This is a genomic window from Pseudomonas sp. FME51, from assembly GCF_014897305.1.
Genome location: NZ_JABUYN010000002.1, coordinates 53396 through 73988, shown reverse-complemented (window position 1 = coordinate 73988; position 20593 = coordinate 53396). Strand labels below are relative to the sequence as shown.

Annotated in this window: 17 protein-coding genes; 6 read left to right on the top strand and 11 right to left on the bottom strand. The window is 58.5% G+C overall.

Annotation, left to right across the window (positions count from 1 at the left end; all coding sequences use genetic code 11):
* Window positions 1-248: 248 nt before the first annotated feature.
* The 8 genes from INT39_RS04790 to rluD form a co-directional block, all read right to left on the bottom strand.
* Window positions 249-1046 carry a lipopolysaccharide kinase InaA family protein gene (locus INT39_RS04790; protein WP_193072183.1) on the bottom strand — a complete coding sequence of 266 codons (798 nt, stop codon included), beginning with the start codon at window positions 1044-1046 and terminating at the stop codon, window positions 249-251.
* Window positions 1047-1298: 252 nt separating this feature from the next.
* On the bottom strand, window positions 1299-2720 hold the full coding sequence (locus INT39_RS04785; RefSeq protein WP_193072181.1) for a lipopolysaccharide kinase InaA family protein: 1422 nt from the start codon (window positions 2718-2720) through the stop codon (window positions 1299-1301).
* Complete coding sequence (locus INT39_RS04780) at window positions 2717-3463, bottom strand: lipopolysaccharide kinase InaA family protein (protein WP_193072180.1); 747 nt, start codon at window positions 3461-3463, stop codon at window positions 2717-2719. Before INT39_RS04780 ends, INT39_RS04785 begins: the two co-directional genes overlap by 4 nt.
* A complete protein-coding gene (rfaP, locus tag INT39_RS04775) occupies window positions 3460-4275 on the bottom strand; it encodes a lipopolysaccharide core heptose(I) kinase RfaP (protein WP_193072178.1) in 816 nt (271 codons plus the stop codon). Before rfaP ends, INT39_RS04780 begins: the two co-directional genes overlap by 4 nt.
* Window positions 4272-5393, bottom strand: a complete 1122-nt coding sequence (locus INT39_RS04770) for a glycosyltransferase family 4 protein (protein WP_193072176.1) — start codon at window positions 5391-5393, stop codon at window positions 4272-4274. Before INT39_RS04770 ends, rfaP begins: the two co-directional genes overlap by 4 nt.
* A 187-nt stretch (window positions 5394-5580) precedes the next feature.
* Window positions 5581-8148, bottom strand: a complete 2568-nt coding sequence (gene clpB / locus INT39_RS04765; protein ID WP_193072174.1) for an ATP-dependent chaperone ClpB — start codon at window positions 8146-8148, stop codon at window positions 5581-5583.
* 111 nt (window positions 8149-8259) lie between these two features.
* Window positions 8260-8997, bottom strand: coding sequence for a peptidoglycan editing factor PgeF (gene pgeF, locus INT39_RS04760; protein WP_193072172.1), 738 nt, complete (start codon window positions 8995-8997; stop codon window positions 8260-8262).
* A complete protein-coding gene (gene rluD, locus INT39_RS04755) occupies window positions 8994-9953 on the bottom strand; it encodes a 23S rRNA pseudouridine(1911/1915/1917) synthase RluD (RefSeq protein WP_193072170.1) in 960 nt (319 codons plus the stop codon). The genes pgeF and rluD overlap by 4 nt, the downstream gene beginning before the upstream one ends.
* Window positions 9954-10125: 172 nt before the next feature.
* On the opposite strand from rluD, the gene INT39_RS04750 reads away from it, so the two are divergent.
* The 5 genes from INT39_RS04750 (at window position 10126) to mqo (ending at window position 16288) form a co-directional block, all read left to right on the top strand.
* The gene (locus INT39_RS04750) at window positions 10126-11124 is read left to right on the top strand and encodes an outer membrane protein assembly factor BamD (protein ID WP_193072168.1); all 999 of its coding nucleotides are present in this window, start codon (window positions 10126-10128) and stop codon (window positions 11122-11124) included.
* Between the two features lie 363 nt (window positions 11125-11487).
* Window positions 11488-11721, top strand: coding sequence for a PP0621 family protein (locus INT39_RS04745; protein WP_090273708.1), 234 nt, complete (start codon window positions 11488-11490; stop codon window positions 11719-11721).
* Window positions 11702-13294 (top strand): sensor histidine kinase, encoded by a 1593-nt coding sequence (locus tag INT39_RS04740; protein WP_193073018.1) that lies wholly within the window; start codon window positions 11702-11704, stop codon window positions 13292-13294. The genes INT39_RS04745 and INT39_RS04740 overlap by 20 nt, the downstream gene beginning before the upstream one ends.
* Window positions 13295-13333: 39 nt before the next feature.
* Window positions 13334-14674, top strand: a complete 1341-nt coding sequence (locus tag INT39_RS04735) for a sigma-54 dependent transcriptional regulator (RefSeq protein ID WP_319021321.1) — start codon at window positions 13334-13336, stop codon at window positions 14672-14674.
* Window positions 14675-14800: 126 nt separating this feature from the next.
* On the top strand, window positions 14801-16288 hold the full coding sequence (mqo, locus tag INT39_RS04730; RefSeq protein WP_193072164.1) for a malate dehydrogenase (quinone): 1488 nt from the start codon (window positions 14801-14803) through the stop codon (window positions 16286-16288).
* Window positions 16289-16360: 72 nt separating this feature from the next.
* On the opposite strand, the gene INT39_RS04725 is transcribed toward mqo, so the two are convergent.
* Both INT39_RS04725 and glyA read right to left on the bottom strand, forming a co-directional pair.
* Window positions 16361-17101 carry a substrate-binding periplasmic protein gene (locus INT39_RS04725; RefSeq protein ID WP_193072162.1) on the bottom strand — a complete coding sequence of 247 codons (741 nt, stop codon included), beginning with the start codon at window positions 17099-17101 and terminating at the stop codon, window positions 16361-16363.
* Between the two features lie 131 nt (window positions 17102-17232).
* Window positions 17233-18489, bottom strand: coding sequence for a serine hydroxymethyltransferase (glyA, locus tag INT39_RS04720; RefSeq protein WP_193072160.1), 1257 nt, complete (start codon window positions 18487-18489; stop codon window positions 17233-17235).
* Between the two features lie 249 nt (window positions 18490-18738).
* On the opposite strand from glyA, the gene ettA reads away from it, so the two are divergent.
* Window positions 18739-20403 (top strand): energy-dependent translational throttle protein EttA, encoded by a 1665-nt coding sequence (gene ettA, locus INT39_RS04715; RefSeq protein WP_193072158.1) that lies wholly within the window; start codon window positions 18739-18741, stop codon window positions 20401-20403.
* A 29-nt stretch (window positions 20404-20432) separates the two neighbouring features.
* On the opposite strand, the gene INT39_RS04710 is transcribed toward ettA, so the two are convergent.
* Entirely contained in the window at window positions 20433-20588 is a 156-nt protein-coding gene (locus INT39_RS04710) for a hypothetical protein (RefSeq protein WP_193072156.1), read from the bottom strand.
* Between the last annotated feature and the right edge of the window lie 5 nt (window positions 20589-20593).

Below are 20593 nucleotides of genomic sequence, written 5' to 3'. Positions count from 1 at the left end.
AAAACCGAAGACATTGGAGCATTCGGCGTTAATGGTCAGTTCGCCGCCTCTCAAACAGCAAAAACACATCGCGATTCTACACTAATATGCAACACCATGCGGCCAGTGGCTGACAGCTAGTGAATGGAGCGTCCATGGATGCTTTCAAGCGCTGTTATGGCGGCACGGCTTCATTCAGTGGTGAGCCAAGCAGTACATCGATATCTATCGGTGGTGTGCGTCCGGAGTTGCACAAAGCCCCGTAATACTCACTTCTGCCCCATGCGCTTGTCATGCTTGGCACGCTTGCGGGCAGAGCGGCGCAGTACCCTGGCAACCCAATAGCGCACCTGCGCATCTACCTTTGATTTGCCCAGGTACGCCAGCAGAAAACGTAGCCGTTGGCTGCGGCTGGGCGGCTGGCTGCGTCGATACAAAGCTTCCAGATCGCGCAAGCGTCCCCACGGGGAGAATAGATGCGCACGGCTATTTTCCAGATCAATCAAGCGAGCCTCTATCTCATCCTCCGTCAACTTAAGAAAGATATGCTTGGGATACAGGCAGTTGTGCACTATCGAGCTTGCGTGCAGCAGCGCGACCAGCTTCGCTGCTGCCGCCAACAGATCCCGCTTCTGGCAGTACCCCAGCGTATGCCAGCTGGCAAACCAGTGATCCAACGGCACATAGCCATCCAAATTGCGGGTCAACAGAATCGCCTGCAACTCCCCTTCTACCTGTCGTTTGGCATGAAAGGAGGCTTCCAGTGCTGGAATGCCCAACTCTGCATAGCGCTTTATATTGTAGAACTCTCGTGCAACAGTCGGCTCACCCAACGGATGGCGCATATTGCGAATCAGGTAGTTGCTCTGGCGCTTGAGATAGAAAACCTGGGGGTTACCGTTGGCATCTTTCAGGGTCAGCCGACTGACGCTGCTGTATCCGCCACGAGCTCGGTTGGGCTCATCTACCAGCTCCGCCTCCACTTTCCACAGCGCTTCGAAGCTGTCGAGCTGATGGCGTCGCAACGTATCGTGCGCATTTTTTGCAATAAAAACCGAATGAGTCATTCCTGCCCCCTGAAAATAATGGGGCAATATATGGGAGGCAGCTGCCTCACTCCGGGGTTTCTGCGATCCGTTCAGTGAGTGTTCAGCTTCGCTTTTCGGGGTGTAGCGCGACTGCAGACAAGCAGCACCGCAAAACCCCATCGTCGAGCAGGCGCTCGACAAACCAAAAACACACGCCGTTGTCGAGCGGCGCTTGGCGACCCGAGAAGCATTCCGGCGCAGTCAAGTGTTGTACTGAGGGGCACCCAACAGCTATTTCGGCATGACCGATTCCAGCCATTGCGCAAGAGCTGAGTCTGCAGGCCAGTTGCGAATGAATCGTGCCCTGTCTTTCTGCCAGCTCTTGCGTCGGTCGCCCTCATTGCGATGCGCCGTCATGGCGTCCAGGTCAATCAGTACCACCTGACCACCCTGCCATAGCAGATTGGTGGCCTTGAAGTCACCATGACTGATTCGCGCCTCAGCCAATTGGTTGAAGGTACGCAGCATTGCCTCAGCCGTCTGCTCATCAGGAATAGCGTCACCCGTCTCCCCCAAATGCTCAAGCAGGTTCTGACCTGGGCAGTATTCAGTAACCAGCCAAGCCTCGCGACGCAACGGCCCAATCCGCCGCTCGATCATAGCCAGCGGCTGTGGAGTGGCAATGCCGAGAAAGTTCAGCCGCCAGCCGGCCAGCCAGGAATGCCAGGCGCGGGTCGGACGCCAGAAGCGTTGCAGCCAGTGGCCGAGGCCCTTGATGTTGTAGCGTTTGATAACAACGTCCCGGCCACCGACGGTAGCGCGCGTGACCGTGCTGCTGCCGCCGTCCTTGAGCAGTGGTATGCCAGTGAACACGCTGTCCGGGTCATCAAGCAGAGGGGCCAGCGCCTCCTGCTCAGAACGTAGTACTACGCTGTAGCGCTGAAAGGTTTTGGTGACAGCGAACTGGCTGCAGTCGCGTAGTGTTTTGCTCAGAAAGTCGTCCAACCGCCGCTGGCGCTCTGCCTGAACGGCGAGGTTCAATTGTTCGCCGCTCAGCGTCGATAGTGGGTTGATGCTGAGATAGCTCTGCAACAACGAGTCAGTTCGTTTATCCCATTGTGGCTCAAGCTGGGCGAAGAACAGGGCCAGATTGGCTTGCGCAGCGCTCTGGCGTAACGGCTTTCCAGGCTCAGTCACCTCAATGGCGTCACCATCAATCACATAGATCTGCTGCTCGTGCCGCATGAAGTTGCCAAGATGCAGGTCGGTTTGTGCCAGCCCCTGTTTGTGCATGGCAGCAATGGCCTGCAATGCTTCCTCAAGGATGGCAGTGGCGGCTGGGCTGTCCAGCCCTGTATCCGCAAGCTGATCCCAGCACTGTTGCAGGCTCTGTGAGCCTGTCAGGAATTCGGTAAACAGATAGTAACCGCCACCGGGCAGGTCGCCGCTGCCCAGCAGGTCCGGAGTCGGCAGACCGGCACGCTGTAAGGCTTGAATGCCAGCGCTTTCCCGCTGCCAATGACGCTCGGCCCCTGTGGCGATGAACAGCTTGGCCAGCACTCGCTGGTCCTGCCACTCACCTTGCCCGACCAATCGCTTGCCCGGCAGCACACGCAGCCATTGCTGAATGGTCAGCGGCTCGCCATCAATCTGCACACTCAATGGCGCCGGAGGATGACGGCCGGCATCACGCAGTCTGGCTGTGGTGCTCATTCGCGCCCCTCGAAAAATGCCAATACGGCTCTGATGCGCTTCTTATCTGCTGCCGTCAGACGCTGGCGTTGCGTATACGCCAAATAGAATCTCAAGCGATCCACACGTCGCAGGTAATATTTACCTAGTTTGTCGAGACAGGCCAGATCTTTGACGATGCGGTAATGCAGCAGCGGGCCCGGCCATTTCCTGCCAGCAGGGCAGTCGATGAAGTAGACCTGGGAGGACGCCGTGCGGTCGACCAAGATATTGCGCCACTTGAGATCATTGTGGGCAAACCCATGCTCATGCATGATCCGCGTGCCGCGGGCCACCTGAGCCATGACGGCGGCCAGCCAGCTTCGGTCGTGCAGGCGCGGATCATTACTCCTCGCCAGATGGGCCAGGTCATCAGTGTCATCGATGCCCAGCGTGATCAGCGCGCCCCGACCAAAGCCCAGGCCGGAACGCTCCATGCCATAAGCCACCACCGGTACTGTCGGAATGCCCCAGCGCTGGAATTTGAGCAGATTTTCCCATTCGGCGCGTATCCGCGGACGGCCGATGAACCGACGCAGGTTCTTTCCCGCTTCGACATAACGCTTGATGTAGTAGCAGCGTCCGTCCATGCAGAGCCGGTGCACTTCACTGATATCGTCAGTGGTGATGCTCTCGCCCTGCAAGGCGAATACGCTGGGTAGGTCAGCAAACAGCTGAGCTGCTTCCCCGCCCGCGAAGGCAGGGTTGAGTACCCAGCTCTTCATTGCGGCTTGCCGGGCGCGTATTTACGCTCGAAGCGTGTCTGCAGGCGTGCCGCCTTGCGCTCGAGCATACTCAGCAGGACCGCCTCTTCTGCCAGAATCTGGCGCAAGGGGCGCTGAAAATAGGTGCGCAGGAAGCGCAGTTTGTCGCGTTCGGTAAGCCCGATATTCAGCGCCGAGAAATACAATCCAGCCAGATCCTTGTCGCGCCAGCGGCGCGGAACAGCAGGTCGAATCTGTGCGCGGTGCAGGTCGATCAGCGACAGTTTCAGGTTGTCCGCAGTCGGTTCCGTGTCGGTATGCAGCAGGAAATGGCAGATGTAACAATCGCGGTGATTGACGCCGGCACGGTGCATACGCCCGGTCATGTCTGCCACTCTATGGATCAGAGCGTACTTCAGCGCCGGCTCCGGCGGATGACTCGGCCAGTTATGGCTGAGGTCTTCCAGGCTGATGGTCGGAGCGAGCTCCTCGGTGATGATAAAGGAGTGTCGGTTGGCTGGGTTCGCGCCGCGCTCACCATAAGCCACCGCGGTCATGGTGGGCACGCCGGCCTGGGTCAATGCCGCAATGGCTTCCCATTCCTGATCAGCCCCGAGCACTGGTCTTTTCAGGGTGGACCAGTTCTTGAGTATCTCGCCCCAACCTACTCCCCGGTGGATCTTGACGAAGTAGCCGCGCCCGCCCACTTCAGTGCGCAGGGTGCGCCGGGCTTCAAGCTCGCGGAATACTTCGCCCTGCAGCTTTTCCACCTCGACAAAGGCGTCCCGGCCAGCCCACAGGGTCTTGAAAGGTTCGTTCAGCACCAGCGTCACGCCAACTCTCCCAGAATCACATCAGCCGCCCGTTCCGGCATGCTGTAGAGGTCAGCGTGCTCGGCGTAATCCAATGCATTTTCCTGCCATTCCTGACGTGTTTCCGGATCATCCAGAATGCGCGCCAGCCATTCATTCAAGGTCTTCTGCTCAAAAGGATGCGGCACCACCAGGCCGCAATCGGCCTCTTCAATATAGTGGGCGTAGCCGCATGCTTCGGTCGTCAGTACCGGCAAGCCGGCGACCAGCGCTTCGAGCAGGACGGTACCGGTATTTTCATTGTAGGCAGGATGGATCAGCAGATCGGCGCCCAGCAGAAAGCGCGGCACGTCATCGCGCCCTGCCAATATCTGCACCCGGTCCTCCAGATTCAGAGTACGAATCTGGCGCTGGAACGGCGCCGGGTTATCGGCGCCGATTATGATCAACCGGGTACGCTGACGCAGCGCTGGCGGCAGCGCAGCAACGGCTTCCAGGGTCCGATCCAGGCCCTTGGTCTTGAAGCCGGAACCTATCTGTACCAGCAGTAGTTCATCGTCGGTCAGGCTGAATTCTTTCCGCAGGTCGGCACGAATCGCGGCGGCATTGGCCGGTGCACGGCGATCAGTGGTGATGCCCGGCGGCAACAGGTGAAAGCGTTCGATCGGTGTGCGGTAGTGCTGCATGAATAGCGGTAGCTGTACTTCGGAGATCATCAGAATCTCGGTGCGCCCTTCCGGTGCAAACACCGCACGCTCAGCGGCGGAGAAATGCCGATAGCGCGGACCGAACCGGTAGAGCCAGCTGCGCTGATTTTGTGCCCTGTCTTCATAACAGCCATCGGCGGCATAGTAGACGTCCAGGCCCGGCATCTTGTTGAAGCCGACTACGCGGTCAACCGGGTCACGGGCCAGATCGGACTGCACCCATTTGGAAAATTTCTCGTTGCGGCTATGGTTCGACAAGGCCTTGACTGGCACCAGCCGTATATCCCACCCGCTCGGCCGTTCTCCCTCCCACTCCACGGTATAGACACGCACAGCATGACCGCGCTGCTCGCAGACCCGCGCAATGCGCAGAAAGTCCCGCTGCAGACCACCGAAGGGAAAATATTTGTAGAGCAGAAAGGCCAGTTGCATCAGGACTCTCGTTGTCGGTCTTGCTGAATGGCAAGGCCCGTGGATGGCCCGCCAGTGGATCTCCGCCTATAACGGAGGGTGATGACACAGGTGCAAAGATTGGCGAGTTTAACACAGGTCGACAACCGCTCGGCAGCACGCAACCAAACGCAAAGCCCCGACCAATGGCCGGGGCTTTGCGCTGCACTTACCGAGTGAAGATGAAGTCTTCGCCTTCCACACTGGTCTTGATGGTGACTCCCGGCTCGAAATCGCCGGCAAGGATACGCTGTGCCAGCGGGTTTTCGATCCAACGCTGGATTGCACGCTTGAGCGGGCGCGCGCCATAGACCGGGTCGTAACCAACAGCAACGAGTTTCTCCAGCGCTTCGTCGGTCAACTCCAGGTTCAGCTCGCGTTCGGCCAGGCGCTGACGCAGACGATCTATCTGAATCTCGGCAATGCCGCCGATCTGCTCTTTACCCAGCGGCTCGAACACCACCACCTCATCAATCCGGTTGACGAATTCCGGGCGGAAGTGCTGGCCGACCGCATCCATCACCGCCGCACGCTGCGCTTCCGGGTCGCCGACCAGCTCCTGAATCTGCGCCGACCCCAGGTTCGAGGTCATGACGATCACCGTATTGCGGAAGTCCACGGTACGCCCCTGACTGTCAGTCAGGCGGCCATCTTCCAGCACCTGCAACAGGATGTTGAACACGTCTGGGTGCGCCTTTTCAACTTCGTCCATGAGGATCACCGAGTACGGCTTGCGGCGTACCGCTTCGGTCAGGTAACCGCCCTCCTCATAGCCGACATAGCCCGGAGGCGCCCCGATCAGTCGGGCCACCGAGTGCTTCTCCATGAACTCGGACATGTCGATTCGCACCATCGCCTCTTCGGTATCGAACAGGAACTCGGCCAGTGCCTTGCACAACTCGGTCTTGCCCACCCCGGTCGGGCCGAGGAACAGGAAGGAACCGCTCGGGCGGTTCGGGTCCGATAACCCGGCACGGGAGCGACGCACCGCGTTGGAGACAGCAACCACTGCTTCGTGCTGTCCGATCACCCGCTTGTGCAGTTCATCTTCCATGCGCAGCAGCTTGTCACGCTCGCCTTCCAGCATCTTGGACACCGGAATGCCGGTCCACTTGGATACAACTTCGGCGATTTCCTCGTCGGTAACCTTGGTGCGCAGCAGTTGGTTCTCAGTCTTGGCGTGCTGATCAACCATCTGCAAGCTGCGCTCAAGATCCGGGATGATCCCGTATTGCAGCTCGGCCATGCGTGCCAAGTCACCCTTCCGGCGAGCAGCTTCCAACTCGGTCCGAGACTGCTCGATCTTTTCCTGCAACTGCCCAGCACCCTGCACTTCGGCCTTTTCCGCCTTCCAGATATCCTCGAGATCAGCGTACTCACGCTCGAGCCGAACAATCTCTTCCTGCAGTTTTTCCAGGCGCTTGATGGTCGCCTCGTCATCTTCTTTCTTCAGCGCTTCACGCTCGACCTTGAGCTGAATCAGTCGGCGATCCAGACGGTCCAGCTCTTCGGGTTTGGAGTCGATTTCCATGCGGATGCGGCTGGCCGCTTCGTCGATCAGGTCAATAGCCTTATCCGGCAGCTGGCGGTCGGTGATGTAGCGATGCGACAGCTTGGCCGCGGCGATAATCGCGCCGTCGGTGATCGCCACCTTGTGGTGCACCTCATAGCGCTCTTTCAGGCCACGCAGGATGGCGATGGTGTCTTCCTCGCTGGGCTCATCCACCTGCACCTTCTGGAAGCGTCGTTCCAGCGCCGCGTCCTTCTCGATGTACTGCCGGTACTCATCCAGGGTGGTGGCACCCACGCAGTGCAGCTCACCGCGGGCCAGAGCGGGCTTGAGCATGTTACCCGCATCCATGGAGCCTTCGGCCTTGCCGGCACCGACCATGGTATGCAGCTCGTCGATGAACAGGATGATCTGGCCTTCCTGCTTGCCCAGCTCGTTGAGTACGGCTTTCAGACGCTCCTCGAACTCACCGCGGAACTTGGCGCCAGCGATCAGCGAGCCCATATCCAGCGACAGCAGGCGCTTGCCTTTCAGCCCATCGGGTACTTCACCATTGATGATGCGCTGCGCCAGCCCTTCGACAATGGCGGTCTTGCCCACACCGGGCTCGCCGATCAGTACCGGGTTATTTTTCGTGCGGCGCTGCAGTACCTGTATGGTGCGGCGGATTTCATCATCGCGACCGATCACCGGGTCCAGCCTGCCGTCCTCGGCCTTCCTGGTCATATCCACGGTGTATTTGTCCAGCGCCTGACGGGACTCCTCGGCATTGGCGTCGTTCACGCTCTCGCCGCCGCGCAGGTTGTCGATAGCGGTTTCCAGAGCCTTTTTCGATACGCCCTGCGCCAGCAGGATCTTGCCCAGTCGGGTGTTATCATCCATCGCCGCAAGCAATACCAGCTCACTGGAGATGAACTGATCCCCGCGCTTCTGCGACAGCCCGTCGGCCTTGTTCAGCAGACGAGCCAGATCAGTCGACAGGTTCATATCGCCGGTGGGGCTGGAGATGGTCGGCAATTGATCAACGGAATCGCTGATCTGCTTACGCAGGCTATTGAGGTCGAAACCGACCTGCAGCAATAACGGTTTGATGGAGCCCTGCTGCTGATCAATGAGCGCCAGCATCAAATGCAGCGGTTCGATCTGGTTGTGGTCACGGCCGACCGCCAACGACTGCGCGTCGGACAGGGCCATTTGCAACTTGCTGGTTAAGCGGTCAATACGCATGAGTAGCAATCCTTATCGGCAGGCCGGAACCGGAGCTCCAGCAACATTCACTTAGATGAATGATAGATGAGGATTATTACTACGCTTTCAAGGGGACGACACTGACTCGTGTCAATTTTTTGTCGCAGAGTCCAGCCAGACCATCGAAGCGAAGCGCCCGGTCTGCCCGTCACGACGATAAGAAAAGAAACGGATGGGGTCGCTGACCGTGCACAGCCCACCGCCGTAGACCGCTGTAACGCCCGCAGCATTCAAGCGCAGCTTGGCCAGCTGATAAATATCTGCCAGATAATGACCGGCACGTTCGGACGGCTTGAAACATTCTGCAGCCGCGACGCTGCTGAATATCTCGCGCACCTCGGGACCGACTTCGAAGGCGTCGGGACCGATAGCCGGCCCCAACCAGACCAGCAGCTCTTCCGGCGGCACCCCGAGCGCACTGATGGTGTTCTCGAGAATGCCTGCGGCCAGTCCGCGCCAGCCGGCATGGGCTGCGGCCACCCGGGTGCCAGACCGATCACAGAACAGCACCGGCAGGCAATCGGCGGTCATGATCACGCAGGCCACATCCGATTCCTGCGTCCAGCTGGCGTCAGCCTCTTCTACCAACCCGGGCGCAGCGTCAATCACATCGGTACTGTGGGTCTGTTCCAGCCAGGCCAGGCGGCAGCCGAGCATGCGCCCGAGCTCCGCCCGATTGGCCAGCACGTTATTCGGATCGTCACCGACGTGGGTTCCCAGATTGAAGCCCTTGAATACACCCTGGCTGCAACCATCCTGGCGTGTTGTCACGCAGGTTCTGACCCACTCGGGGGCTGGCCAGTCGGCCTGCAGCCAATGCTCTTTCATTCTTCCAGCTCACCGTCGTGGCGCAACAGCGCCAGCAGTTCCTGCATATCGGCCGGCAATGGCGCTTCCCAACGCATCGGGCGATTATCGTCCGGGTGCTCCAGCTCCAGTCGTCTGGCGTGCAGCGCCTGACGCGGGAAGCCGCGCAACATGGCGATCATTTCCTGCGTCGCGCCCGGCGGAATGCGCAGCCGGCCGCCGTACGTCTGATCACCCACCAGCGGAAAATTGATATGACTCATATGCACGCGAATCTGATGCGTGCGGCCGGTTTCCAGCTTGACCTTGACGTGGGTGTGAGCGCGAAAACGGCTGATCACTCGATAATGACTGATGGCCTGCTTGCCGCCGGCCACTACCGCCATCTTCTGCCGGTTGTTACCGTGGCGGGCGATCGGCTCGTCGACCTTGCCGCCAGCCGTCATGACTCCCACTACCACGCACTCGTATTCACGGGTGACACTGCGATTCTGCAGCTGAATTACCAGATCGGTCTGAGCTTCCAGTGTCTTGGCAACCACCATGAGACCGGTGGTGTCCTTGTCCAGACGATGCACGATACCAGCACGTGGCACCTTGGCCAGTTCCGGGGCGTGGTGCAGCAGGGCATTGAGCAAGGTGCCATCCTGATGCCCCGCCGCGGGATGAACAACCAACCCGGCCGGCTTGTTGATCACCAGCAGAGCGTGATCTTCGTAGACAATATCCAGGTCGATGGCTTCGGGTTGCCAGTCACCCTGTATTTCAAGTTCAGCGTCCAACTCCAGCAGTTCGTCACCATACACGGTGTCGCGGGGGCGGACCTGTTTGCCATCAACTGTCAGACAGCCGTCCTTGATCCAGCCCTGCAGGCGTGATCGCGAGTGGCTGGGGAACAATTGGGCGGCGACCTGGTCAAGGCGTTGGCCACCACACTCTGGGGTAACCTTTGCAGACAAGCGAATTCGTTCTGACATCAAGGGCTCACTGGAACGCACCGGTAACGCGCAATCCCTTTTGGTTTCGGCCCGGCGCTGTGGTTAAATACGGCTTCTTTGCCTGGCACAAGCTGTGCCGCGCAACTGAGCTCAACTATAACAGGACGGCTGTCATGGCAACAGCGCGGGGTCGTCCATCCGGATGTCAAACATGTCGATTAAACATCTCCTGCTGGTCGGTCTGCTGAGTCTGCTGGCGGCCTGTTCATCAAACAAGGCAACGGTTCTGGATGAGTCGCTCAGCGAGTCTGAGCTTTATGTCCTGGCCCAGAAGAATCTGGACGCCAATAACTACGGCATGGCCATCGATTCTCTGCGGGCGCTGGAGTCGCGCTATCCGTTCGGGCGCTTCGCCGAGCAGGCCCAGCTGGAACTGATCTACGCTTACTATCAGAACATGGAACTGGAGGCTGCCAAGTCTTCCGCAGACCGCTTCATCCGTCTGCATCCGCAGCATCCCAATGTGGATTATGCCTACTACCTGCGCGGCATGACCTCCTTCACCCGCGACCGCGGCCTGTTCGAGCGTTTTCTGCCGCTGGACATGACCCGTCGTGATCCGGGCGCAGCACGTGATTCCTTCAATGAGTTCGCTCAGCTAGTCAGCCGCTATCCGGACAGCCGCTACGCGCCCGACGCGCGTCAGCGCATGGTCTATCTGCGTAATCTGCTGGCTGCGTACGACGCCCACGTTGGCCATTACTACCTCAAGCGCGGCGCCTATGTTGCAGCGGTCAACCGTGGCCGCTATATCGTCGAGAACTTCCAGCAGACGCCGTCTGTGGGCGACGGTCTGGCATTGATGGTCGAAGGTTATCAGCGACTGGCCATGGATGAGCTGGCCAACAACGCGCTGCTGACTCTGCAGACCAACTATCCCGAGCATCCGAGCTTGGAAGATGGCGAGTTCCAGCATCATGTTGAACCCGCACAAAAGGATACTGGCTGGGTCGAGTCGATGACGGTCGGCCTGCTCGACAAAGTCATGACGCCGCCTGCAATGAACCGCGACACGCAGATGGAACGGGAAATGGAGCAGCAGTATCAGGACGCTCTGAACGCCTTGCCCCGCGACATCAAGGCACCGCAACAGGAACAGAAGGCCAAGCGCTCCATCTGGAGTCGACTGAGCTTCGGGCTGTTTGACTGAGCTGACTGGCCAATTCGGACGCAGAGCGTCCACTGCGCAGGCTCCCACGCAGAGCATGGGAGCCATCTGAAACGCTACTCTATCAACAACTTCGATCGTTCCCATGCTCCAGCGTGGGAACGCCTGCCGGGACGCTCGGCGTCCCGCCCCAGCAGCAGTACAGACCGTTAGCGCTACCGCTGGCCCTTCCACGGTACAGGTCTTACCCTTCTTCTGGGCCGGCGAGTCATTGCCGATCCTCTGTCTCAAAGGTGTTTATTGTGGGTCAAGCTCCCTGACACCGCAACGAGCACCAAGGACTTGTTTGGCACCTTGTCCATGTGCGATACACTGGCTCCAACTTCACAGGGAATCGCAACGGTCATGGGTCTGATCAAACTTTTCATTCTGCTGGTATTGGCATATATCGCTTTTGTCTTCTGGCGACAGATGAAAGCTGCCCAGGCGGATAAACGCCGCGCGGCGCCACCACAGCAGCCCCCTAAAATGGTCCGCTGCGCACAGTGCCAGCTACACCTGCCGGAACACCTGGCCCTACGTCAGGATGACAAATGGTATTGCTGCAGTGAGCATCGCAATGTGGATCAGCAAGACTGAAACGGTTGATTCGCAACGCCCCAAGATACTGCGGATTTATAATGTCTATCGGGTAATTCTCGGGCTCTTCCTGACCCTGCTCACCAGCTCCGCCCTGCGTGACGGACTGATCGACCTGCAAAACCCCGATCTATACGAAAGCACGAGCTGGATCTATCTGATCACCAACGTGCTGATTACGCTGCTGCTGCACCAGGGCAAGCGGGATCTGCACTTGTTCGTGCTAGCGTTCATCGACATATTTTTGCTGGCGGTGCTGTTTTATGCCGCCGGGGGCGCCAGCAGCGGTCTGGGCAACCTGCTGATCATTCCCGTAGCAACCGGCAATATTCTGCTGCATGGGCGCATCGGCCTGCTGCTGGCAGCACTTGCCAGCCTGGCTTTGATTTATCTGACATTCTTTCTCAGCCTGGCACACCCGTCGATCAGTCAGAGCTATCTGCAGGTCGGCGTGCTGGGTTGCATCTATTTTGCTGTTGCCCTGTTCGTACAGCGACTCAGCCGCCGTCTTCGTTTGTCGGAAAATCTCGCTCAGCAACAGGCCGCCAGCCTGGCCAGCCTGGAAAAGCTCAACCAGCTGATCATCCAGCGCATGCGCACCGGCATCATGGTGATAGACGAGTCATTGCAAGTACTACTGGCCAACGAAGCCGCCGCGCAGATGCTGGGCAAACCCATTATTCGCGGCATGACGCTCGACGGTCTCGCTCCGGAATTGGGACAGCGCCAACGTCAGTGGCAGGTCAACCCGTCAATCCGCGCCCAGCCCTTTCGCAACCACGTAGGCGGCGCGGAGCTGATGGCCAACTTCAAGCGCCTGCCCGCCGATAACCGCGAGTCGATCCTGGTGTTTCTGGATGATCAGGCATTGATGGCGCAACAGGTACAACAATTGAAGCTGGCATCCCTGGGACGGCTCACAGCGAGTATTGCCCATGAGATCCGCAACCCGTTGGGCGCGCTCAGTCATGCGGCGCAACTACTGATCGAGTCGGAGCATATCCACACGGAAGATCGGCGCCTGACTGAAATCATCCAGCAGCACTCCAAACGCATGAACAAGGTCATCGAAACCGTACTGGAACTGTCACGGCGACGGCAGAGTGAACCCCAGTTAGTCGATCTGACACTGTGGCTGGCTCAGTTCATCCGCGATCACAAGCAAGCCAATCCCGCCACGGACACCATCGAATGCACCTTTGAGAAAGAAGGCATTCTGACTCGCATGGACCCCAACCAACTCAGCCAGGTGCTGGGCAACCTGTGTCAGAATGCCTTTCGCTACAGCGGCCCTTCAGGTAGTGATCGAACCATATGGCTGACATTGCATGAAAATACCGAGACCGGGTTGCCGACGCTGGAAGTCATCGATCATGGACCAGGGATTGATGACCGGCACCTGAGCCAGGTTTTCGAGCCTTTCTATACCACTGAATCCGCCGGGACCGGCCTGGGCCTGTATATCTCCCGTGAATTGTGTGAGAGCAACCAAGCCACGCTGGAGTACGAGCGACTGGAACCCCGCGGCAGCTGTATGCGGATTATCTTCGCCCATCCCAAACGGCTGGTATGATTAGTCTTTTCTGAGCTGCACGCATGCATGGAGCACCACGTGAACAATCCGTTGGCACTGATCATCGACGACGAGCCCGATATACTGGAGCTGCTCGACATGACGTTGGGGCGGATGAATATCAAGACCCGCAGTGCGAGCAATCTGCGCCAGGCGCTGGACCTGCTCAATCAGCAGCACTTCGATCTATGCCTGACCGACATGCGTCTGCCCGATGGTGATGGGCTGAGCGTGGTGCGTCATATCCAGCAGCACTGCCCCAACACTCCGGTTGCAATGATCACGGCCTACGGCAGCTTGGATACCGCCATCAGTGCCTTGAAATCCGGCGCCTTCGATTTCGTCACCAAACCGGTGGACCTGCAGCGTCTGCGCGAACTGGTCAATAGTGCCCTGCTGCTCAATCGCCCCGCGGCGGAGCCGGCCGCGCATGACACCGATGACCCGATTCTCGGTGCATCGCCGCCGATCCAGCAATTGCGTCGTCAGATCGCCAAGCTCGCACGCAGCGAAGCCCCTTTATATATCAGCGGCGAATCCGGCAGTGGCAAGGAGCTGGTCGCGCGGCGCATCCATGCGCTGGGGCCGCGGGCGCGCCATCCGTTCGTGCCGGTGAACTGCGGCGCGATTCCTTCAGAGCTGATGGAAAGCGAGTTCTTCGGCCACCGCAAGGGCAGTTTCACCGGCGCCGTGGCCGATAAGCCCGGCCTGTTCCAGGCCGCCAACGGCGGCACCCTGTTCCTGGATGAAGTTGCCGATCTGCCGCTGGGCATGCAGGTCAAACTGCTGCGCGCCATTCAGGAAAAAGCCGTGCGCCCGGTCGGCACCCAGCAGGAAGAGCCCGTGAATGTTCGGCTACTCTGCGCCACCCACAAGGACCTCGCCCAGGAAGTGGCTGAAGGGCGTTTTCGTCAGGATCTGTTCTACCGCATCAATGTCATCGAACTGCGTGTTCCTCCGCTGCGCGAGCGGCGTGAGGATATCGCGCAGATAGCCCAGAGCATCCTCGGCCAACTGGCCCACCGCGCCGGTGTCAAGGGACCCGCAGTGGATCCGGACTGCATGGAACGCCTGAGCAACTACCGCTTTCCCGGTAACGTTCGCGAACTGGAGAACATTCTGGAGCGCGCCTTCACTCTGTGCGAAGGCGACAGTATTACCGCGGCCGACATTCAGCTCAACGCCAGTCCGATCCCGGGCGAGGAAGCCGCGCTGACGCAGATTGATTCGCTGGAAGACTTCCTCGATGACATCGAACGCAAGGCGCTGACTCAGGCGCTGGAAGAAACCCGCTGGAACAAGACCGCCGCCGCCCGCCGTCTGGGCCTGACCTTCAGGTCATTGCGTTACCGGTTGAAGAAACTGGGGTTGGAAGACTGACGCCTGCTGCATCGCCAGCATCAGGTAGTTACCCAGCCACATCGACTACATATGCTAATGGTTATGACACGAAGCCGGATAAAGCGGGTATCATACGCGCAGTTTTTTGTATGAGGCGACATGTAAATGACAGCAAGAAATATAGACGTATTGCTGGTCGGTGGTGGCGTCATGAGCGCCACGCTTGGAATGTTGCTCAAACAGCTCGATCCAAATATGACTATTACCCTGGTCGAACGTCTGGATCACGTTGCTCACGAGAGCACGGATGGCTGGAACAATGCTGGCACGGGGCACGCCGGTTATTGTGAGCTGAACTACACTCCCCAAGCCGATGATGGCAACATCACGATCAACCGCGCACTGTCGATCAATGCTAACTTCGAGGTGACCCTGCAATTCTGGTCCTACCTGGTCGAACAGCAGATCCTGCCAGCGCCCGGCAAGTTCATCAATCCCACTGCACATCAGAGTTTTGTCTGGGGCGAAGAAGACGTTGCCTTTCTGCGCAAACGTCATGAACTGCTCAGTGCACACCCTCTTTTCGCTGAGATGCAATACAGCGAATCGCCGGAACAGCTCAAAGAATGGATGCCTCTGGTCATGCGCGATCGCAAAGACGGCGTGCCCGTTGCCGCGACCCGGGTTGATCACGGCTCCGATGTCGATTTCGGCTCGCTGACTCGCAGCATGATCAAGCACCTGGTGACTCAGGACAACTTCGAGCTCCTGCTCAGCCATTCGGTCAAGAGCCTGCGCAAAAGCAAGCGCGGCCATTGGCGCGTGGCGTTGAAAGACGAACACAGCGGCGAAGACAAGCAGCTCAACGCCCGCTTCGTGTTTCTCGGCGCGGGTGGCGGTTCCCTGCCCCTGCTGCAGAAATCGCATATCGATGAGAGCCAGGGCTACGGCGGCTTCCCGGTCAGTGGACAATGGTTGGTGTGCAAGAAGCCGGAGATCGTCCAGCAGCACCACTCCAAGGTCTATGGCAAGGCACCGGTTGGTGCACCGCCAATGTCGGTACCGCACCTGGACACGCGCATCATCAACGGCGAACCTGCCTTGCTGTTCGGACCCTTCGCCGGGTTCACCACCAAGTTCCTGAAAAAAGGCTCGGTGTTCGATCTGTTTTCCTCGGTGCGCCCATATAACGTCGCCCCGATGATGGCGGTCGGTCGTGACAATATGGATCTGACAAAGTATCTGATTGCCGAATCCTTTCAGTCGCACAAGGACCGCGTCGCTTCGTTGCGCAACTTCTTCCCCGATGCCAAAGAGGAAGACTGGATTCTGCAGAACGCCGGCATGCGGGTACAGATCATCAAGAAGGATGCTGAAGGTCACGGCAAACTGGAATTCGGGACCGAAACCGTCGCAGCCAAGGACGGTTCTCTGGCCGCACTGTTAGGCGCCTCTCCAGGTGCGTCGACGGCGGTACAGGCAATGATCGATGTCCTGCAGCGCTGCTTCAAGGAGCGCATGGCCAGCCCGCAATGGCAAGCCCGCATGAAGGAATTGGTGCCCTCCTACGGCCAGTCCCTGATTGACGATGCCGAGCTGCTCAAGACTGTCCGCGATCGCACACTGAGTACACTCAACCTGCGTCACGACTGATCTGCTCTCCGGGGGCTTCCCTGGCAACGGCAGACGGAATGAAACACCGTCTGCCATCCGACCTCTGCCCGGTTATTGCTGCGTCACATCCAGTTCAACACCTTGAGCCTGCAAGCGATCGAAGGCTGCATCCAGATCGGCCTTCAACTGGTCGGCAAATCCCGAATGGCGTGACAATACAAACCGCATCGGATGTTCTGCCACCTTGATAGAAGGCAGTGGATCCAGTTCAAGCTCCTGCCGCACAACATCCACCTGCGCCCGGTAATCCAGTAGATAGTCGCCTCTCCCGCGGAGCAGCATCTTCACTGCACCGCTGTGCGAGCCGCTTTTATGCAAGACCAAGTCCAGCTCAGGGTCGATGAGAATATCCTTCAGTGCATTGGTATAGGTGAAATTGGTGATCATGATCACACTTTTGCCACGTAGCCCCTGCGGCCAATCCGGCGCCGGATTGCCCGGCAGATAGTACAGATTGATACCCACCTGACCCATGTCGCGTTCCGTGAGCAAGGTATGTTCATCCAAGCCAGGCTTATTCAGTAAGCCGGGCCACATATGCACGTCACCGTTTTCCAGTCCCAGCCAGATCCGCGCTGCCGGCAGAATCTGGACCTGCGCCTCATAACCCGCCTCATGCAGCAGCTTGCGGGTCAGATCAACAGCTTTGCCCGTTGCCCGGCCAGTCGCACCCAACTCCGAATAACCCGGAAAATCCATGAAGGCGACCTGCACCTCGGGTTTCTGCTCGGCCAACACGGTGTCGCCGGCAAACAGAAAGAGTAAAGCCAGCCGCAGTGATGTCCCTTTCATATCGATTCTTCCTCAGCAATTCACATGGAGAGCGATTCCAGCCTAACGAGCTCATCCGGGATTGCAACTGCGGCATAAAAAAACCCCTTGCCGGTTGCTCGGCAAGGGGTTTTGTCATTGCACTCTACCGCTCAGTCACCGTAAACCGGCAGACGGGCGCAGATAGCCTTGACCTGCTCACGGACGCGATCGATGACGGACTCATCACCCATGTTGCCCAGGATGTCGCAAATCCAGCCAGCCAGTTCGCGGCACTCAGCTTCCTTGAAGCCGCGCGTGGTCACGGCCGGCGTACCGATGCGCAGACCGGAGGTCACGAATGGCGAGCGTGGGTCATTCGGCACGGCATTCTTGTTCACGGTAATGAACGCACGACCCAATGCGGCGTCAGCATCCTTACCGGTGATGTCCTGCTTGATCAGCGACAGCAGGAACAGGTGGTTCAGAGTACCGCCAGATACCACATCAAAACCACGCTCGATGAACACCTCGGCCATCGCCTGAGCATTCTTCACCACCTGCTGCTGATAGACCTTGAACTCGTCGCTCATGGCTTCTTTAAAGCAGATCGCCTTGGCTGCAATCACATGCATCAGCGGACCACCCTGACCACCAGGGAATACCGCAGAGTTCAGTTTCTTCTCCAGCGCTTCGTTGGCCTTGGCCAGAATCAGACCGCCACGCGGGCCGCGCAAGGTCTTGTGAGTAGTCGTAGTGACCACGTCAGCGTAGGGCACCGGGTTCGGATACACGCCTGCCGCAACCAGACCGGCAACGTGAGCCATATCCACAAACAGGTAGGCACCGACCTTGTCAGCGATCTCACGGAAACGCGGGAAATCCAGAATCTGCGAGTAGGCAGAGAAACCAGCAATGATCATCTTCGGCTTGTGCTCAACGGCCAGACGCTCGACTTCGTCGTAGTCGATCAGGCCAGTATCGGTGTTGATACCGTACTGCACAGCGTTGTACATCTTGCCGGAGAAGTTGACTGACGCACCATGGGTCAGGTGACCACCATGGGCCAGACTCATGCCCAGTACGGTGTCACCGGCCTGCAGCAGCGCCTGGAACACAGCGCTGTTGGCCTGGGAGCCAGCATGCGGCTGAACGTTGGCATAGTCAGCGCCGAACAGCTCCTTGGCACGGTCGATGGCCAGTTGCTCAGCAATGTCCACGAATTCACAACCACCGTAGTAGCGCTTGCCCGGGTAACCTTCAGCGTACTTGTTGGTGAGCACCGAACCCTGCGCCTGCATGACTGCAGGGCTGGTGTAGTTCTCGGATGCGATCAGCTCGATGTGCTCTTCCTGACGCTGGGCCTCCTGCTGCATGGATGCCCACAACTCGGCGTCGAAAGTGGCAATATCGTTGGAACGGCTAAACATGTCACGGCCCTCTGACAGGATGTACAAATAAAAAAGAGGCCATATTTTACCCCAACCGGCGCAAACTGGCACATGAAAAGCATTCAGCCGGTCGGCAAGCCTATTTCATCATCGTTTACCGGCCTGGTGCGGCATGCGCCAAGACCCCCGCAATTTGCCCTGAGCACCGACTTCAGCTAGCCTTGCCCACCATCCAGCACCGTTCCAGGTGCCGTTCCTTTTTCTACAGTTATCAAGGTTTGCGTCCACATGGCTCAATACGTTTACAGCATGCATCGGGTGAGCAAGGTTGTCCCCCCGAAGCGGCAGATTCTCAAGGATATTTCCCTTTCCTTCTTTCCTGGCGCCAAGATCGGCGTACTGGGTCTGAACGGCTCCGGTAAGTCCACTCTGCTGCGCATCATGGCCGGCGTGGATACCGAATTCGACGGCGAAGCCCGCCCGATGCCCGGGATCAATGTCGGTTATCTGCCGCAGGAGCCGCAACTGGATGCGGACAAGACAGTGCGAGAAATAGTCGAAGAAGCTGTGAGCCAGATAACTGATGCTCAGGCACGTCTCGATGAAGTCTATGCCGCCTATGCTGAGCCGGAAGCCGATTTTGACGCGCTGGCCGCAGAACAGGCCAAACTGGAAGCCATTCTGCAGGCCGCCGACGGGCATAATCTGGATCGCCAACTGGAAGTTGCTGCCGACGCGCTGCGCCTGCCGCCATGGGATGCCCTTATCGGCCATCTGTCCGGTGGTGAAAAACGCCGTGTAGCTCTGTGCCGCCTGCTGCTATCGGCACCCGACATGCTGCTGCTCGACGAACCTACCAACCACCTGGACGCCGATTCCGTCGCCTGGTTGGAGCAGTTCCTGCACAACTTCCCGGGCACCGTGGTGGCCATTACTCACGACCGCTACTTCCTCGACAATGTCGCTGGCTGGATCCTCGAACTGGACCGTGGCCACGGCATTCCATTCGAAGGCAATTACTCACAATGGCTGGAGTCCAAGGCCAACCGCCTGTCTACCGAGGCCAAGCAGGAAGCCTCCCATGCCAAGGCAATGAAAGCCGAGCTGGAGTGGGTGCGCCAGGGCGCCAAGGGGCGTCAGTCCAAGTCCAAGGCTCGTCTGCAACGCTTCGAGGAAATGCAATCTCAGGAATTCCAGAAGCGCAGCGAAACCAACGAGATCTATATCCCTACTGGTCAGCGTCTGGGCGACCAGGTCATCGAGCTGCACAATGTATCCAAGGGTTACGGCGACCGGGTACTGATCGATGATCTGTCCCTGACCATTCCCAAAGGCGCGATTGTCGGCGTGATAGGTGGTAACGGCGCAGGTAAATCCACCCTGTTCCGCATGCTGACCGACAAGGAGCAGCCTGACAGCGGCAAGATCATCATCGGTGACAGCGTACAGATTGCCAGCGTCGATCAGAGCCGTGACGAGCTGGATGGCAGCAAGACCGTCTGGGAACAGGTTTCCGACGGATTCGACATGATCAAGGTCGGCAACTATGAAGTGCCGTCACGTGGCTATGTCGGCCGCTTCAACTTCAAGGGCGCGGACCAGCAGAAGTTCGTCAAGGACCTCTCCGGCGGGGAACGTGGGCGCTTGCATCTGGCACTGACCCTGAAACAGGGCGCCAACGTGCTGCTGCTCGACGAACCCTCCAACGATCTCGATGTGGAAACCCTGCGTGCTCTGGAAGAAGCTTTGCTGGACTTCCCTGGCTCTGCGATTGTGATTTCACACGACCGCTGGTTCCTGGACCGTATTGCCACGCACATTCTCTCCTATGAGGACGATGCGAAGGTGGTATTCTTCGAGGGCAATTACACTGAATTTGAAGCCGACCGTAAAAAACGCCTGGGCGAGGCCGCAGCCCAGCCGCATCGTGTCCGCTATAAAAAACTGGCATAAAAACCCGGTTTGAGAAAAAAGTCACATTTTCAGTGAACTTTTTCGAGCCGCCGTCTGCGACCAAAACGCGCAGGCGGCGACGTCACCTGAATAATCAAGAAAACGCTTCTAAAACAAGCAGCTGCAGCTTGATTGCGGTCGCCGAAATCACCTTCGCTGCAGCGCTCAGAAGCGACTTTCCACATCAACC